Origin of the sequence: Streptomyces sp. NPDC056883 (assembly GCF_042788835.1) — a bacterium.
GTDB classification, from domain to species: Bacteria; Actinomycetota; Actinomycetes; order Streptomycetales; family Streptomycetaceae; genus Streptomyces; species Streptomyces stoeckheimensis.
Genome location: NZ_JBHUBS010000002.1, coordinates 829,858 through 845,664, shown reverse-complemented (window position 1 = coordinate 845,664; position 15,807 = coordinate 829,858). Strand labels below are relative to the sequence as shown.

At 73.3% G+C, this 15,807-nt stretch carries 16 protein-coding genes; 13 read left to right on the top strand and 3 right to left on the bottom strand.

Annotation, left to right across the window (positions count from 1 at the left end; translation table 11 throughout):
- The first annotated feature begins 88 nt into the window (after window positions 1-88).
- Window positions 89-919, top strand: coding sequence for an HAD family hydrolase (locus ACFRU2_RS09030; protein ID WP_382969543.1), 831 nt, complete (start codon window positions 89-91; stop codon window positions 917-919).
- Between the two features lie 116 nt (window positions 920-1,035).
- Here ACFRU2_RS09030 and ACFRU2_RS09025 read toward each other — a convergent pair whose 3' ends face one another.
- The gene (locus ACFRU2_RS09025; protein WP_382969541.1) at window positions 1,036-2,343 is read right to left on the bottom strand and encodes an MFS transporter; all 1,308 of its coding nucleotides are present in this window, start codon (window positions 2,341-2,343) and stop codon (window positions 1,036-1,038) included.
- 384 nt (window positions 2,344-2,727) lie between these two features.
- Between ACFRU2_RS09025 and ACFRU2_RS09020 the strand changes: the two genes are divergently transcribed.
- Window positions 2,728-2,907: a CsbD family protein gene (locus ACFRU2_RS09020; RefSeq protein ID WP_382969538.1), complete on the top strand. Its 180-nt coding sequence runs from the start codon at window positions 2,728-2,730 to the stop codon at window positions 2,905-2,907.
- 2 nt (window positions 2,908-2,909) lie between these two features.
- Window positions 2,910-3,272, top strand: a complete 363-nt coding sequence (locus tag ACFRU2_RS09015; RefSeq protein WP_382969537.1) for an STAS domain-containing protein — start codon at window positions 2,910-2,912, stop codon at window positions 3,270-3,272.
- 55 nt (window positions 3,273-3,327) lie between these two features.
- Here the strand turns inward: ACFRU2_RS09015 and ACFRU2_RS09010 are convergent, their stop codons facing one another.
- Both ACFRU2_RS09010 and ACFRU2_RS09005 read right to left on the bottom strand, forming a co-directional pair.
- Window positions 3,328-5,760 (bottom strand): SpoIIE family protein phosphatase, encoded by a 2,433-nt coding sequence (locus tag ACFRU2_RS09010; RefSeq protein ID WP_382969650.1) that lies wholly within the window; start codon window positions 5,758-5,760, stop codon window positions 3,328-3,330.
- 72 nt (window positions 5,761-5,832) lie between these two features.
- Window positions 5,833-6,060 carry a hypothetical protein gene (locus ACFRU2_RS09005; protein ID WP_382969534.1) on the bottom strand — a complete coding sequence of 76 codons (228 nt, stop codon included), beginning with the start codon at window positions 6,058-6,060 and terminating at the stop codon, window positions 5,833-5,835.
- Between the two features lie 461 nt (window positions 6,061-6,521).
- On the opposite strand from ACFRU2_RS09005, the gene ACFRU2_RS09000 reads away from it, so the two are divergent.
- The 10 genes from ACFRU2_RS09000 to ACFRU2_RS08955 all read left to right on the top strand — a co-directional run bounded on the left by ACFRU2_RS09000 (window position 6,522) and on the right by ACFRU2_RS08955 (window position 15,804).
- On the top strand, window positions 6,522-8,312 hold the full coding sequence (locus ACFRU2_RS09000) for an enoyl-CoA hydratase-related protein (RefSeq protein WP_382969647.1): 1,791 nt from the start codon (window positions 6,522-6,524) through the stop codon (window positions 8,310-8,312).
- A gap of 94 nt (window positions 8,313-8,406) precedes the next feature.
- Entirely contained in the window at window positions 8,407-9,480 is a 1,074-nt protein-coding gene (locus tag ACFRU2_RS08995; protein ID WP_382969531.1) for a hydrogenase expression protein HypE, read from the top strand.
- A 74-nt stretch (window positions 9,481-9,554) separates the two neighbouring features.
- Window positions 9,555-11,339 (top strand): nickel-dependent hydrogenase large subunit, encoded by a 1,785-nt coding sequence (locus tag ACFRU2_RS08990; RefSeq protein WP_274546747.1) that lies wholly within the window; start codon window positions 9,555-9,557, stop codon window positions 11,337-11,339.
- Window positions 11,336-11,878, top strand: a complete 543-nt coding sequence (locus tag ACFRU2_RS08985; RefSeq protein ID WP_382969527.1) for a hypothetical protein — start codon at window positions 11,336-11,338, stop codon at window positions 11,876-11,878. Before ACFRU2_RS08990 ends, ACFRU2_RS08985 begins: the two co-directional genes overlap by 4 nt.
- Window positions 11,875-12,528, top strand: coding sequence for a DUF5947 family protein (locus ACFRU2_RS08980; protein ID WP_382969525.1), 654 nt, complete (start codon window positions 11,875-11,877; stop codon window positions 12,526-12,528). The genes ACFRU2_RS08985 and ACFRU2_RS08980 overlap by 4 nt, the downstream gene beginning before the upstream one ends.
- On the top strand, window positions 12,525-13,217 hold the full coding sequence (locus ACFRU2_RS08975; RefSeq protein ID WP_382969523.1) for a DUF6084 family protein: 693 nt from the start codon (window positions 12,525-12,527) through the stop codon (window positions 13,215-13,217). The genes ACFRU2_RS08980 and ACFRU2_RS08975 overlap by 4 nt, the downstream gene beginning before the upstream one ends.
- A complete protein-coding gene (locus tag ACFRU2_RS08970; protein WP_382969520.1) occupies window positions 13,214-14,632 on the top strand; it encodes a hypothetical protein in 1,419 nt (472 codons plus the stop codon). Before ACFRU2_RS08975 ends, ACFRU2_RS08970 begins: the two co-directional genes overlap by 4 nt.
- Entirely contained in the window at window positions 14,629-15,171 is a 543-nt protein-coding gene (locus tag ACFRU2_RS08965; protein WP_382969517.1) for a hydrogenase maturation protease, read from the top strand. The genes ACFRU2_RS08970 and ACFRU2_RS08965 overlap by 4 nt, the downstream gene beginning before the upstream one ends.
- Window positions 15,168-15,272: a DUF6893 family small protein gene (locus ACFRU2_RS08960; protein WP_382969515.1), complete on the top strand. Its 105-nt coding sequence runs from the start codon at window positions 15,168-15,170 to the stop codon at window positions 15,270-15,272. The genes ACFRU2_RS08965 and ACFRU2_RS08960 overlap by 4 nt, the downstream gene beginning before the upstream one ends.
- Window positions 15,273-15,390: 118 nt before the next feature.
- Window positions 15,391-15,804: a hydrogenase maturation nickel metallochaperone HypA gene (locus ACFRU2_RS08955; RefSeq protein WP_382969512.1), complete on the top strand. Its 414-nt coding sequence runs from the start codon at window positions 15,391-15,393 to the stop codon at window positions 15,802-15,804.
- Window positions 15,805-15,807: the final 3 nt, after the last annotated feature.

Genomic DNA, 15,807 nt, shown 5'->3' with positions numbered 1-15,807 from the left:
GCCCCGCGGCGTTCCACCCGACGGGTGCTCCCCGCCCCCACCGCAGCCCCACCCCCGGCTCCCCCATCCCCCCACCCAGGAGACCCCCGTGACCCGCTTGCCCTACCAGCTGATCGCCACCGACCTCGACGGCACCCTCGTGCGCAGCGACCACACGGTCTCCGCGCGCACCACGGCCGCCCTCGCCGCCGCCGTCTCCGCCGGGGCCCGGCACGTGGTGGTGACCGGGCGGGTCGCCCAGTGGACCAGGCCCACGCTGGCCGAGATCGGCTACCGGGGCCTCGCCGTCTGCGGGCAGGGCGGCCAGCTCTACGACGCCGGGCGCGACGCGCTCGTCTCGTCGGTCCCCCTCGACCGCGAGCTCGCGGCGCACGTGGTGGCCCTTGTGGAGGCGCGTACCGGTCCGCTGTCGGTGGCGGTGATGCCGCTGGAGCTGGCCGATCCCATCCTCGTGGGCCCCGGATTCCCGGTCCCGCCGATGGGCTCGACGGGGATCGAGCGGGTCCACGACGCCGCCCGGCTGTGGGACCGGCCGATCGGGAAGGTCCAGATCCAGCACCCGCACCTGACGGACGACCAGCTCACCGAGGCCGCCCGCGAAGCGGTGGGGGACCTCGTCACCGTGGTCATGGCCGGCCCGACCTGCGTCGAGCTGCTCCCCCGCGGCCTGTCGAAGGCGACCGGCCTGGCCCTGGCCGCGGAGGCGCTGGGCGTGACGGCGGAGGGCACCATCGCCTTCGGCGACATGCCCAACGACATCCCCATGTTCGCCTGGGCGGGCCACTCGGTCGCCATGGCCAACGCCCACGCCACCCTCAAGGCGGTCGCCGACGAGATCACCGCCGGCAACGACGAGGACGGCGTGGCGGCGGTCCTGGAGCGCCACCTCCTCCCGCTCACCGGTAAGGCCGTTCGGTAGGGTCCGCACACCCGCGAGCACGCGCACGGGCTGGTCCGGACGGCCGCCGGCGGAACCTGGCGTACAAAGGGTCCGTGGGGGCGACCCCGATGCCCCCGGCACCGGGGTACGCGCCTTCAGCCCGTGCACGTGGCCGACGGCGAGGGCGCCGCGGGAGCGGGCGGGGCGAGGACGGAGTCCAACCGACGGACCGCGGAGCGCCGCTGAACCACCGACAGGGCCGCGATCCCGGCGCCGAGGGCCAGCCAGCCCACGGGCCCGCCCGCCATGACCGCGCCGGTCAGGAGCAGCGGACCGGCCGACTTCTGGACGGACATGGCCATGCCCGCCACTCCCAGGTACGAGGCCCGCGCCTGCTCGGGGGCGAGCGAGACGGCCAGTTCCCAGGAACTCACCGACCTCAGCAGCTCCGCCCCCGTGACCAGCACCGCCGCGGCGAGCAGGGCCACCGAGGCGACCACCGCCCCGGTCCCGGCGCTGAGGGCCAGGAGGACGCAGCACGCGAGCATCGTCAGCCCGTACACGGAGACCGCCGCCGCGGCCTGCCGGGGTCGTTCGAACCGCGCCGAGACGCGGAGTTGGAGGACGACGACCAGCACGGTGTTGATGACGAGGAAGGCCGGGACCAGGGCGTGCGGCGCGTCGGTGTGGACCACCAGCCACAGCGGCAGGCCGACGGCCAGGACCGAGTCGTCGAGGCTCATCGGGATGTCGAGCAGGACGAAGCGCAGGTAGCCGCGGTCCCGCCACGGGCTCGGCGCCCTGGTCCGACCGGGCGCCACATCCGCCCGCGAGGCCCCGCCGCTCTCTGCCCCGCCGTTCGCCGCACCCCCTGTGCCCACGGCGCCTCCGGCCGCCGCATCCCCCGCGCCGGCGGCCACCCGGCCCTCGGCCCTCGGTTCCCGGGTGCGCCAGACCAGCGCGGCGGCCGCGAGGAACGACACCGCGTTGGCCAGGATCAGTGCCCGGTAGGCCTCCGGAGCCCCGAGCGCGAGACCGGCGGCGGCGATTCCCGCGCCCACCGCGTAGCCCGCGTTCGCCGTACTGCGCGACAGCGCCTGATAGGTGCCGCGCCGCTCGCCCGCCACCCGTGTGGCGAAGAGCATTTCCAGCGCCTTGGCCGCCCGGTCGCCGAGGTAGGTGACGGCGACCAGGGGCAGGAGCACGTCGAAGCGGGTGACCACGAGCAGGGCGCCGAGGGTTCCGATGCGCAGCAGGTGACAGCCGATCAGCAGGGACCGTACCGGGAACCGTCCGGCCAGGTGTCCCGCCAGGGGCGACCCGGCGATGCCCGCCACGGCCGCGGCACCCAGCATGAGGCCGATGCGGTCGGCGTCCAGGCCGAGGACGAAGGTGAAGTAGAGGACCGAGGAGGCGGCCCACATGCCCGTACCGGCACGGTCGAGGAGCTGGGCGAGCAGCATGATCCGGGCGTCCCGACCCCCCGGCGGCCGCCTCAACTGGGCCACCAGCCCGGGCCGTCGCGGCTCCCGCCCCTGCCCCTGCCGCCCCTGCCGCCCCTGCCGCCCCTGCGAACCCTTCCGCATCCCCGTACCGCGCCGCCGCATCCCTGGCCTCCGAGCCCCCGTGAAAGTATCTCGATATCGAGATACCAGCGGAAGCCTGCCCGAGATCAATCTTGACGTCAAGATACTTCTGCGGGGCGGGCCCCATCGGCTTCACCTCACCCCCTGCCCCTGCCCCCTCCGCAAAGAAGGGGCATTCTCGGCGATTCGCCACATATTGCAGGCCGCCGCCCCCTGACGCATGGTGGCAGCAGTACCCCCTCAGGAAGGAAGAACCCCGTCATGAGCAAGGCGAAGGCAAAGGCGAAGCAGGCCAAGGGCAAGCTCAAGGAAAGCCTCGGCAGCACGATGGACGACAAGCGCATGGAGGCCGAGGGAAGCACCGAGCGGATGGCCGGCAAGGCCGAGGAAATGGCCTCCGACGCCGCGAACAAGATGAAGAAGGCCAAGGGACAGCGCTGAAGATGCCGCAAGAGCAGGGCGCGCACGATCCCTCCGGGCCGCCTCCCCCTTCCGTGGAGGCGGCCGTGGTACGACTGTCGGGCGAGATGGACATCAGCCGGGTCGACGAAGTGCGCGCCCTGCTGCGCGAAGCGATGACCCGCACGGGCGGCCGCGCGGACGTCATCGTCGACCTCAGCGGTCTGACCTTCTGCGATTCCGCGGGGCTGAACCTGCTGCTCCGGGCCCGCCAGCAGGTGAGGGAATCCGGCCGGATGCTGCGCCTGGCAGCACCGAGCGCCCAAATGCTGCGGCTGCTGGAGATCACCGGCACGCACGCCCTCTTCCTCATCGACACCGCCCCGCCCGGGTCCGGCGGCCCCTGACGCCTCGCGGTCTTCCCGAGGGGATGACCCGCACGGGGGAAGGCCGACCCCTCTCTTACGAGACCTCCTCGTCCGGTACGTGGACGTGCAGTACGCAGATGTCGTCGCGGTGGGCCGTGCACAGCGCGGCGAGCGTGGGGGCGAGGTTTTCCCCGAGGCCCTCCCGGAGGAATCGCACGGCCGTCTCCGCAAGGCGGTCGAGGCAGGCCTGGATGTCCTCGGCCGGCTCCTCCACGAGCCCGTCGGTGTAGAAGAGCAGGTGGTCGCCGGGCAGCAGGTCGACGGAGGCCTGCTCGTAGGAGGCTTCGAAGGTCGCGCCGAGAAGCGGGCCCTGCGGCTGCTCGAGGAACTCCGCCCGGTTCCCGCGGATCAGCAGGGGCGGCAAGTGGCCTGCCCGCACCCAGATCAGCCGCCGGTCCCGGGGCCGGTAGCGGGCCATGACCATGGTGGCGGTGGCACTGCCCGACGGGTCCGAAGACGTGTGCAGGAGCAGGGAGTTGAGTCGGCGGAGGACCTCGGGCAGGGGCGAGCCGGTGATGGCCATGCCCTTGGCGGTGAACCGGAGCTGGGCCATCGTCCCGACGGCGGCCAGCCCGTGGCCGGCCACGTCTCCGACGACGAACAGGGCGCTTTCGTCGGGGAGTTCGATGGCGCTGTACCAGTCGCCGCCGACGTTGATCCCGCTGTCGGCGGGGACGTAGGTCACGTCGATGCACAGGCCGGCCAGCTCCAGGGACTGTTCGGGGATCGGCAGCAGCGTGTCCTGGAGGGATGCGGCGAGCGTGCGTTCAGCCTGGAGCATGCCCCGCTGGAGGAGGACGGACCGCTCGCTCTCCTGCAAGGCGTGTTCGACGTCGTGCTGTGCTGTCAGGTCCTGGAAGAAGCCGTGCACCTCGACGGGTGTTCCGTCGGCGTCCGTCTGGGCCTCGGCGACGATCCTCAGGTGCCGGACTCCGCGCCCGGTGGTGATCCGGAACGTCTGGTCGATGGCCTCCCCCTCGCCCAGCAACCGCTCGACGGCGGCACCCAGCCGGGGAAGGTCGTCGGGGACGAGGTGGCCCGGCAGTTCCTCCAGTGTCATCGGCCCCCGGCCCGGATCGCGGTCGAAGATCGCGTACACCTGGTCGGACCAGGTGACGGTGTCGGTGACCAGGTTCCAGCCCGCCCAGCCGAGGTTGCCGAGGCGCTCCATGTCGGCCAGCCGGCGGACCTCGCGCTGGCTGGTGTCATGGCAGATCCAGGACACGACCAGGTGGTCTCCGAGCCTGGACGCCCGGACCGAGTAGACGGACTGCCGGGGGACACCGGCGACCACTTCCTCGTAGGTGAAGGGCTCGCCCTCGTACCTGGTTCCGGTGGTGAGCGCGTCGAGGTACCCCTCCCAGAGGGGGGTGCCCGCAACGGTGGGGTACGTCTCCAGGATCCGGCGGCCCACGAGCTCCTTGCCCCGCCGGCCGGCCACGTCCACCGACTCGGGCGCCGCCGCGTCGATGCGGTAGTCCTCCACTTCACCCGTCTCCGAGCGCAGGGGGGTGAGCAGGGTCGCCGGTCCGGCCATGGTGTCCAGGACCAGCTGGACGGCCGCCGCGTAGTCCCCGCCGACCGCTTCCACGGCCTCGGCGTCCCGGACCGGTCCCGACGCCCCCAGGAGCCCCGCGCACAGCCGGGTGGCCCGGCGCAGCAGGGCGCGTATGTCGGCGGCGAAGGGGCCCGGCCGGGTGCGCAGGAACCCGATGGCCGCCCTCGGCTGCCCGTCGCCCGGCACGGGGACCCAGGCACGCGTCGGCCACCGCCCCGGCGGGTCTCCGATCAGCAGGTAGCGCCGGGCGTCCTCGTCGGGGTCCTCCAGCCACAGGGCACGGCGGCCTGCTATCGCTTCGAGGGCCGCGACCCCGCTCAGCGGGGGAACGTGGCGCCACTGCGCGGCCAGCCCCTCGTCGATTCCGGCGCTTCCGGTCAGATCCAGGCCCCCGGCGGCGGCCACGGTGTAGATCATCACCGCGCCCACGTCGGTGGCCCCGCCGAGCACGGTCACCAACAGCTCCGCGATGTCGTCGCCGCCGTGCGCCGCGGCCAGGCCGTCGGCGACGCGCGCCAGCAGGCGGTTCAGCTCGCCGTCGCCGTCGTGGGGCCCGACGACATAGCGGCGACGGCTGAACGCCGAAGTGCCGTTCGGCTCCTCCTTGGGGCCCGTGGTCGAGGCCGTGGGCGCGGAGATCCGCCCGGTGCCCGCCGACTTGCGCACCCGGAGCTGCCCCAACGTGATCCAGCACTCTTCCAGGAGGGTGTGGCCGTGCCGGCCGGCCCGTTCGAGGAGCAGCTCGTACGCCTCGTCCGCCGAGACCTCCGCCCGGGCCATGAGGACGCCCCTGGCCCGCTCGACCACGGCCTTGGTCGCGGCGACGCTTTCCAGGTCGACAATTTCCGACCGGAGTCTCGCCACGACCCTGGCGAGCGCCACCACCTCGGGTGCGGCGCCCTCACCCATGGGTGCGGCATCGCCCTTCACTCCTCGAGCATGCCACGCCCGCCTGCCGCCCGCCCGGGTGCGGCCGCGGCGTCACTCATCGCGCGGGCCGACCCACCGCGTCCCCTTCCCGCCCGGCTTCCCGCCCGGCTTCCCGCTCGGCTTCTCCGGCTCCTGGGGGCGGTCCAGGCGGCTGGCTTCGTCCGTGTCGGCCGCGGGCGTGGTCCCGCCGTCGCGGCGGTCTGCGTGCGGCTTGCGGCGCCGGTCCTGTTTCCCCGCGCCCTCCAAGGGCACTCCCTTGGCACCACCCTGCTCGTCCATGGCCGTCCTCCTCGCTCGACGGGAGCCGCGCGGGTAGGCGGCGGCCCCGCACGGGCGACTGCCCCGCACCGGGCCGCGCAAACCGGTGGCGTCGGGCGCACGGTCCTGCGGTCCCGGCCTGCGTACGGCCGCTTCCGCGTCGGCCGCACACGGCTGGGTAGGCGCCCGGTGCGGGGTGCGGCCTCGGCCATCATGGCTGCGACGGGGGTCGCACTCCGTCCTCGAACGCCGCCGCACCCGGGGTCGCGCGACCGGGGGCCGGGGGCCGGGGGCCGGGGGCTCCGGGGCTGCCGCCGAGCGGCCCTGTGGGGAGGCGCTTACGGGTGACACGGGCCGCGGGGTGCGCGCGCTCGCCCGGCAGCGTGGCGAAGCATCTCTGGCGGCTGGTCACGCGCCGGCCCGCACCGCCGATCCGGCCGGGCAACCCCGGCCGTGGCACCGGTCCGTCGCAGGGAGTCCCCGTGCACGTCCTGCTCGTCGCGAGCGCCTTCAACAGTCTCACCCAGCGAGTCCACGCCGAGCTGCGCGATCACGGCCACAGCGTCGCCGTGGAGCTGGCGCTCCCCGCGGCCGACCTGGCGGCTTCCGTACGGCGCCACCGCCCCGAGCTGATCGTCGCGCCGATGCTGACCTCGGCCGTGCCGGAGGAGGTCTGGTCCGCCCACACCTGCCTGATCGTGCATCCCGGTCCGGTCGGGGACCGGGGTCCCTCCTCGCTGGACCGGGCGGTGCTCGACGGGGTCCCCCGGTGGGGCGTCACCGTGCTGCAGGCCAATGCGGAGATGGACGCCGGCGACGTATGGGCCTCGGTGGAGTGTCCCGGGCCGGACCCGGCCGGGTCGAAGAGCGCCTGGTACCGGGGCGAGGTCGCCGACGCGGCCCTGGAGGCCGTCCTGCTCGCCGTGGACCGCTTCGCCTCCGGAACGTACGTCCCCGAGCCGCAGAGCGAGGGCCTGGCCCGCCCCCTGGTGCGCCAGGAGCACCGCCGGATCGACTGGCTGCGGGACGGTACCGAGCAGGTGCTGCGCACCCTGCGCGCGGCGGACTCCCGGCCCGGCGTACGGGACGAGCTGCTGGGCGGCACCTGGTACCTGCACGGCGGCCATCCGGAGGACCGGCTGCGCGGCCGCCCCGGCGACCTGCTGGCGACCAGGGCGGGGGCGATCTGCCGGGCCACCGTCGACGGAGCCGTGTGGATCCCGGAGCTGCGGGCCCACCGCCCCCCGGGGCGGCCGGCCGCCCCCAAGCTCCCCGCCGTGCTCGCGCTCGGCGAGCAGCTGCCCGGGCTGCCGGAACTTCCCCCTCCGCCGGACGTGGCGGAGGGCGGCCGGGGGCCCCGCCACCGCACCTGGTCCGACATCGGTTACCACGAGGACCGCGGGGCCGGTTTCCTGTCGTTCTCCTTCCCGGGCGGTGCGATGAGCACCGCCCACTGCCGGCGCCTGCTGGACGCCTACCGTGCGGCCTGCGCCCGGCCGACGTCGGTGCTCGTGCTCGGCGGCGGGCGGGACTTCTTCTCCAACGGGATCCACCTGGGCGTCATCGAGGCCGCCGCCGATCCCGCCGGGGAGTCCTGGGCCAACATCAACGCCATGGACGACCTGGTGGAGGCCGTCCTGACCACCACCGACCGGCTCGTGATCTCCGCGCTCGGCGGCAACGCGGCCGCCGGCGGAGCCGTGCTGGCCCTCGCGGCGGACGAGATGTGGTGCCGTTCCGGCGTGGTCCTCAACCCGCACTACGGGCTGATGGGCCTGTACGGATCGGAGTTCTGGACGTACACCCTGCCGCGCCGGATCGGCTCGGCCGCCACGGAGCGCCTCACGGCGGAAGCCCTGCCGCTGAGCACCGGGGCGGCCCGGCGACTGGGCCTGGTCGACCGGACGATCGACTGTCCGCCCGGGGAGTTCGCGGAGCGGGCCTCGGCGCTCGCCGCGCGCCTCGCCGGCCATCCCGCCACCGCATCCCGGATCGCCACCAAGAAGGCCCGCCGGGAGCTGGACGAGGCGCGGCGTCCGCTGGCCTCCTACCGGGCGGCCGAGCTGGAGCGGATGCGGCAGACCTTCTTCGACGCGCAGTCCCCGTACCACGCGCTGCGCCGGGCCTTCGTGGGCAAGGTGCGCCCGGGCGCGACGCCGCCGCACCTCGCGCGCACCGTACCGGCCCGGCACGGTGCTGCGCCGTCCGCGCGACGGGTGCCCGTCACCGGACCGGGTGTATCCGACGCGGCACCGGACCCCGGTCGGTGCTAGCAAGAAAGGTGGGGCCTTCGAGCCCCCCGCGGTGACGGCCTCCCTTGCGGGCTCCGCCGCCCTCCCCCCTCCCCCTCCCCAAGGAGGCCTCCGCATGGACGCAGCAACGCCGGCCCCGGTGGCAGACGACCCGGCAGCGGACGATCCCCTGATCCACATCCTCTGGATCAACGCGGGCCTGAGCTGTGACGGCGACTCCGTGTCCCTGACCGCCGCGATGCAGCCGAGCATCGAGGAGATCGTGACGGGGACGCTCCCCGGGCTCCCCCGGATCGCCGTGCACTGGCCGCTGATCGACTTCGAGTGCGGTCCCGTCGGGGGCGCGGACACGTTCATCGAGTGGTTCTTCAAGGGCGAGCGGGGCGAGATCGATCCGTTCGTGCTGGTGGTGGAGGGCTCCATCCCCAACGAGAAGATCAAGTCCGAGGGCTACTGGTGCGGGTTCGGCGACGATCCGGCGACCGGGCAGCCCATCACCACCAGCGAGTGGATCGACCGGCTGGCGCCCAAGGCGCTCGCCGTGGTGGCCATCGGCACCTGTGCCACGTACGGCGGCATCCACGCGATGGAGGGCAATCCGACGGGCGCGATGGGCCTGCCCGACTACCTGGGCTGGGACTGGAAGTCGCACGCCGGGATCCCGATCGTGTGCGTGCCGGGCTGTCCGATCCAGCCGGACAACTTCTCGGAGACGCTCACCTACCTGCTCTACCAGGCGGCCGGCTCGGCCCCGATGATCCCGCTCGACGACAAGCTGCGGCCCACGTGGCTGTTCGGCAACACGGTGCACGAGGGCTGCGACCGGGCCGGCTACTACGAGCAGGGCGAGTTCGCGGAGACCTACGACTCCCCCAAGTGCCTGGTGAAGATCGGCTGTTGGGGTCCGGTGGTCAAGTGCAACGTGCCCAAGCGCGGCTGGATGAACGGCATCGGCGGCTGTCCGAACGTGGGCGGCATCTGCATCGCCTGCACGATGCCGGGCTTCCCGGACAAGTTCATGCCGTTCATGGACGAGCCGCCGGGCGCCAAGATCTCCACCAAGGCCAGCGGCGCCTACGGCGCCCTGATCCGCAGGCTCCGGGCGATCACCCTGCACACCGTCGACCAGGAGCCCAAGTGGCGCCACACCGGCGAGAAGCTGACGACGGGCTACCGCCCGCCCTGGTGAACCCCGGCCCGGCCACCGCACGGCACTCCCGCACACCTCCCCACCCGCGCTGACGAAGGGTCACGGCACACACGATGGAACCGAAGACGAAGGCGGCCGGCGACGGCAGCGGCCTGGTCGAGATGGCCTGGGATCCGATCACCCGGATCGTGGGCAGCCTCGGCATCCACACGAAGATCGACTTCAAGCAGAAGCGGGTCGCCGAGTGCTACAGCACCTCGTCGGTCTTCCGTGGCTACAGCGTCTTCATGCGCGGCAAGGACCCCCGTGACGCGCACTTCATCACCAGCCGCATCTGCGGGATCTGCGGCGACAACCACGCCACGTGTTCCGTGTACGCGCAGAACATGGCCTACGGGGTGAAGCCCCCGCACCTCGCCGAATGGATCATCAACCTCGGCGAGTCCGCGGAGTACATGTTCGACCACAACATCTTCCAGGAGAACCTGGTCGGGGTCGACTACTGCGAGAAGATGGTCCGCGAGACCAACCCCGGGGTCCTGGAGCTGGCCGAGCGGACCGCCGCCCCGCACGCGGGCGAGCACGGCTACCGCACCATCGCCGACATCATGCGCTCGCTCAACCCCATCGAGGGCGAGTTCTACCGCGAGGCCCTCCAAGTCAGCCGCTACACGCGGGAGATGTTCTGCCTGATGGAGGGCCGCCACGTGCACCCCTCCACGCTCTACCCGGGCGGCGTCGGCACCATCGCCTCGGTCCAGCTCTTCACCGACTACATGAGCCGCCTGATGCGGTACGTGGAGTTCATGAAGAAGGTGGTGCCGCTGCACGACGACCTGTTCGACTTCTTCTACGAGGCCCTGCCCGGCTACGAGGAAGTCGGCCGCCGACGTGTCCTGTTGGGCTGCTGGGGCGCCCTCAACGACCCCGAGTACTGCGACTTCACGTACGCCAACATGACCGACTGGGGACGGAAGATGTTCGTCACCCCGGGCGTGGTGGTGGACGGCAAACTGGTCACCAACGACCTCACGGAAATCAACCTGGGCATCCGCATCCTGCTGGGCAGCTCGTACTACGACGACTGGCAGGGGCAGGAGCAGTTCGTCACGCACGACCCGCTCGGCAACCCGGTGGACCCGCGCCACCCGTGGAACCAGCACACCATCCCGGCCCCGCAGAAGCGGAACTTCGACGACAAGTACAGCTGGGTGATGTCGCCCCGCTGGTTCGACGGCAAGGACCACCTGGCGCTCGACACCGGCGGCGGCCCCATCGCCCGGCTGTGGTCCACGGCGCTGTCCGGGCTGGTGGACGTCGGCTACGTCAAGGCCACCGGGCACAGCGTGGTCATCAACCTGCCGAAGACGATGACCAAGCCCGAGACGACCTTCGAGTGGCGGATCCCCAAGTGGAGCAACGCCCTGGAGCGCAACCGGGCCCGCACCTACTTCCAGGCGTACGCGGCCGGCATCGCTCTGCACTGCGCCGAGAAGGGGCTGGCGGAGGTCCGCGCCGGACGCACCCAGACCTGGGAGAAGTTCGAGGTGCCGGACCAGGCGGTCGGCGTCGGCTTCACCGAGGCCGTACGGGGCGTCCTGTCGCACCACATGGTCATCCGCGACGGGAAGATCGCCAACTACCACCCGTACCCGCCGACCCCCTGGAACGCCAGCACCCGCGACACCTTCGGCACACCGGGACCGTACGAGGACGCCGTGCAGAACACCCCCATCTTCGAGGAGAACACCCCGGAGAACTTCAAGGGCATCGACATCATGCGGGCCGTCCGCAGCTTCGACCCGTGCCTGCCGTGCGGGGTGCACATGTACGTGGGCGGCGGCAAGACCGTCAAGACCATGCACGTGCCCACCGGCCTGAGCGGGCTGGGCGGATGAGCGCCGCGCGCACCGGCGTCGCACCGGACGCACGACAGGCCGGGCAGCGGGTGGACGAGGTCCTCGACCGGCTCGCCGCCACGGGCGACCGGGCGGCCTGCGCCGCCGCCGAGGAACTGGTCCGCGGACTCATGGAGTTCTACGGGGCGGGGCTCGCCCGGATCGCCGAACGGCTCGGCGACCAGGGCCTGGCCCCGCTGCTGGACGACGAGCTCGTCGCGAGCCTGCTGGCCCTGCACGACCTCAACCCCGAGGACGTTCACCTGCGGATCGGGCGGGCGCTGCGGTCCGCCCCGGAGCAGCCGGAACTGCTCGGCTTCGATCCGGTCTCGGGCATCCTGCGGCTGAGCGTCGCCGCCGGCGGCGGCTGCGGCTGCGGCGGTGCGGACGCCGGCACCGACGGGGTCCCGCGCGGCGTGGCGGACGCCCTGGCGGCCTTCGCCCCCGAAGTGACCTCGGTGGAGGTGGAGAAGGCGGCCCCCGCCCCGGCCCTCCTCCAGATCGGCGCCCGCCCGCAGACCCCGGCACGGGTACGGTGAGCGCGCCGGCCCCGGCCGGACGCGGCCTGCGGAGGTTCGCCGGCGCCCGTCCGCCGCGCCCCGAGACCTGCGAACTGTGCGCGGTGGCGGTCGCCGAGGACGGGCACCGCCACCTGGTGGAGACCGAACGGCGGGCCCTGGTCTGTGCGTGCACCGCCTGCGCACTGCTCTTCGACCGGCCCGGCACGGCCGCCGGCCGGTTCCGTGCCGTCCCAGACCGCTACCTCACCGACCCCGCGCATCCGCTCGGCGACGGCGCCTCGGAGGCCCTCCAGATCCCCGTCGGGGTGGCCTTCCTCTTCCGCAACGCCGCGCTCGACCGCCTGGTCGCGCTCTACCCGAGCCCCGCCGGAGCCACGGAGAGCGAACTCGATCCGGAGACCTGGCAGCGGGTGCTCGGCGCCGGGCGCCTGGCCGGCCTGCTGGAGCCCGACGTGGAGGCCCTGCTGCTGCACCGCGCGGACGGGGACACCACCTGCCACCTGGTCCCCATCGACATCTGCTACGAGCTGGTGGGCCGGATGCGGATGCTCTGGCAGGGCTTCGACGGGGGCGCCGAAGCCCGGGAGGCGCTGCGCCTGTTCTTCGAGCGGGTGGAGCGGCGGGCCCGGGTGCTCGCCCCGGATCCGGTGGAAGCGGGGCGGCCGTGACGGACTTCGCCTTCGCCTGCACCGGGGTGCGCGCGGACCCGTACGCCGCCGGGCCCACCCTGGTGTTCCGGCTGCGGCTGACCGCCTCGCCCGGGGTGCGCGTGCACGCCGTCGCCCTGCGCTGCCAGCTCCGCGTGGAGCCCGCCAAGCGGCGCTACGGCTCCGCCGAGGCGGACGGTTTGGCCGACCTGTTCGGCGAGCCGTCCCGCTGGGGGTCCACCCTCCAGCCGGTGCAGTTCGCGCAGGTCTCGGTGATGGTCCCGAGCTTCACCGGGGAGACCGAGGTGGACCTCGTGGTGCCGTGCAGCTACGACATGGACATCGCGGCCACCCGCTACTTCTCCGCGCTGCGGGGCGGTGAGGTCCCGATGCTGATGCTGTTCTCGGGGACCGCCTTCACCGGGGCGGGCGGCTTCCACGTCGAACCGGTGCCCTGGGACCGCGAGGCCGCGTACCGGATGCCGGTGGCCGTGTGGCGCGAGATGGTCGAGCAGCACTTCCCCGGATGCGGCTGGCTGCGGCTGCCCTCCGACACCATGGCCGAGCTGCTCGCCTTCCGCTCGCGGCACGCCCTCCCCTCCTGGGAGGCCACCGTGCGCGCCCTCCTGGACGCTGCGGCCGGGCCGGCGCCCGCCCCGGTCCGGCTGGGGGCGCCGGTGCCGCTCGTCACCGAGAGGACCGCGCCGTGACCGCGACCGCCTCCGGCCTCGCCGGAGCCCAGGACTGCCGCTTCGCCACGGCCCGGCAGGTGGCCGACGCCGTCCTCTTCGAGGGGTACGTCCTCTACCCGTACCGGGCCTCCGCGGCGAAGAACCGGATGCGCTGGCAGTTCGGCGTTCTCGTGCCGCCCGCCTGGGCCCCCGCCCACGGGGAGCACTCCTTCCAGCAGACGGAGATCCTGCTGGAGCCCCGAGGTGCGGCGGAGCTCTCCCTGGAACTGCGCTTCCTGCACGCGCAGCGGCGTACGGTCCAACGGGCCTGCGCCGACGGCACGTTCGAGGAGGTCGCCGAGCTCCAGCTGGTCGACCGGGTGCTGGTCCCCTGGGACGAAGGGACCGAGGAACGGGTCGAGTTGTCCGTGCCGGTGGCCGAACTGGCAGGCTCCGAAGCCGTCTTCCCCTTCTCCCGGCCCGCCCGCGAGGAGGTCGAGCCCGTCCTCGACGCCGACGGCCGCACCGTGGGCCGCCTGGTGCGGCGTACGGAGCGGGTCGACGGCGTCCTGCGCCTTCGGGCCGTCGAACTCGAAGGCCCCTACCGGGTGTCGAAGCTCACCGCCGTGGTGGAGAACACCGGCCCGTGGGCCCCGGCGGATCCGTCCGTGACCCGTGAGGAGGCGCTGCCCCACTCCCTGGTGGCCGCCCATCTCCTGCTGGCGCTGAGCGCCGGTTCCTTCCTGTCGATGACCGACCCGCCCGAGTGGGCCAAGGGGGCGGTCGCCGCCTGCGAGAACCGGCACACCTGGCCGGTCCTCGCGGGCGAGCCGGGCCGTGCGGACGTGGTCCTGTCCTCCCCCATCATCCTGGAGGACCATCCGGCCATCGCCCCCGAGAGCGCCGGCGCCATGTACGACGCCACCGAGATCGACGAGATCCTCGCCCTGCGCACCGCGGCCCTCACCGACCAGGAGAAGCGGGAGGCCCGCGGTACGGATCCGCGTGCCGCGGCCGTGATCGACCTGGCCGACTCGATGCCGCCCGAGGTACTGGAACGGCTGCACGGGGCCGTACGGGGCCTGCGCGACATCACCGGCGAGGACGCCGTTCCGGACCCGGACTCGCTGTTCCGGCCCGGGACGCCCTGGTGGGACCCGGCCGGGGCGGACTCCGCCGCGCCCGTACCCGATCACGTGACGGTCGACGGCGTCCGGGTGGGCGCCGGAAGCCGCGTGGTGCTGCGACCGGGGCTGCGGCGGACCGACGCCCAGGACCTGTTCCTCCGGGGCCGCACCGCCCTGGTGGAGACCGTGCTGCACGACGTCGACGGAGGCGTCCACCTCGCCGTCACCGTGGAGGGCGACCCGGGCGCGGACATCCGCCGGGAGCAGGGCCGGTTCCTGTACTTCCAGCCGGACGAGGTCACCGTCGCCCCCGGGGAGCCGGCATGAGCGGCCGCACCCTGATCGCGGGCATCGGCAACGTCTTCCTCGGTGACGACGGCTTCGGGGTGGAGACCCTGCGGGCCCTGTCGGCACACCCGCTGCCGCCGGGCGTGGAGGCGGTGGACTTCGGGGTCCGCGGGGTCCACCTCGCCTACCAGCTGCTGGACGGCTACGACACGGCCGTCCTCGTCGACGCCACCGCGCGCGGCGGGGCTCCCGGCACCCTGTACCTGATCGAGGTCGGCGCGGACGAAGCGGGCGCCGCGCCGGGCGGGGCCGCCCTCGACGGCCACGACATGTCGCCCGCCACCGTCCTCGCCCTGCTGGACACCCTGTGCGCCGGGACCGGCGCCCGAGCGCCCCGGCGCGTGCTCGTCCTCGGCTGCGAACCCGCCGGTGTCGAGGAGGGCATCGGGCTGAGCCGGCCCGTGGCCGACGCGGTGCCGGAGGCCGTGCGCGCGCTCCTGGACCTGCTCGGGCAGGAGGAGCCGTGCGCGCCCGAGAGGGACGACCCGAACCGCCGAGAACTGAGGAGCACCCCATGAAGAAGGCCGTCGCCGGCGGGGCCGCCGCCCTGGCCCTGATCGCCGTCCTCAAGCAGGTCCTGCCCGACATCAAGCGCTACTTGCGCATCCGCCGCATGTGAACGCTTACGCCCCGGACTCCGAATGGAGTACGGGGCGTACGGGCTCCCGGCGTGCCCGGCCGTGCCGCCCCGGTCCTGCCGGTGTAATGAGCCCCGGCAGGACGGAGACCGAAATCCGATGCACGAGATGTCGATCGCCATGGCCGTCGTGGGCCAGGTGGAAGAGGCGGCCCCGGAGGCCGGCAGCGTCGTGAGCCGAGTGGAGCTCCAAGTCGGCGAGTTGGCCGGGGTGGTCCCGGACGCACTCGGCTTCTGCTTCGAACTGGCCTGCGCCGGAACCGTCCTGGAGGGGGCGGAGCTCGTCGTCCGGTCCGTGCCGGCCCGTGCGCACTGCGGCGCCTGCACGGGCGACTGGGCCGTCGGGATGCCTCCCGACCTGTGCTGCCCCACGTGCGGAAGGGCGACGGAGGTGGAGCTGCTCTCGGGGCGCGAGCTGCGCATCCTCACCGTGACCTGGGAGGACGCGCAGGCCGCCGAGCCCGTCGAAGCCGCCTTGTCCCCTTGCCCTGCGCCGATCTCCGAGGAGGCCTGAACC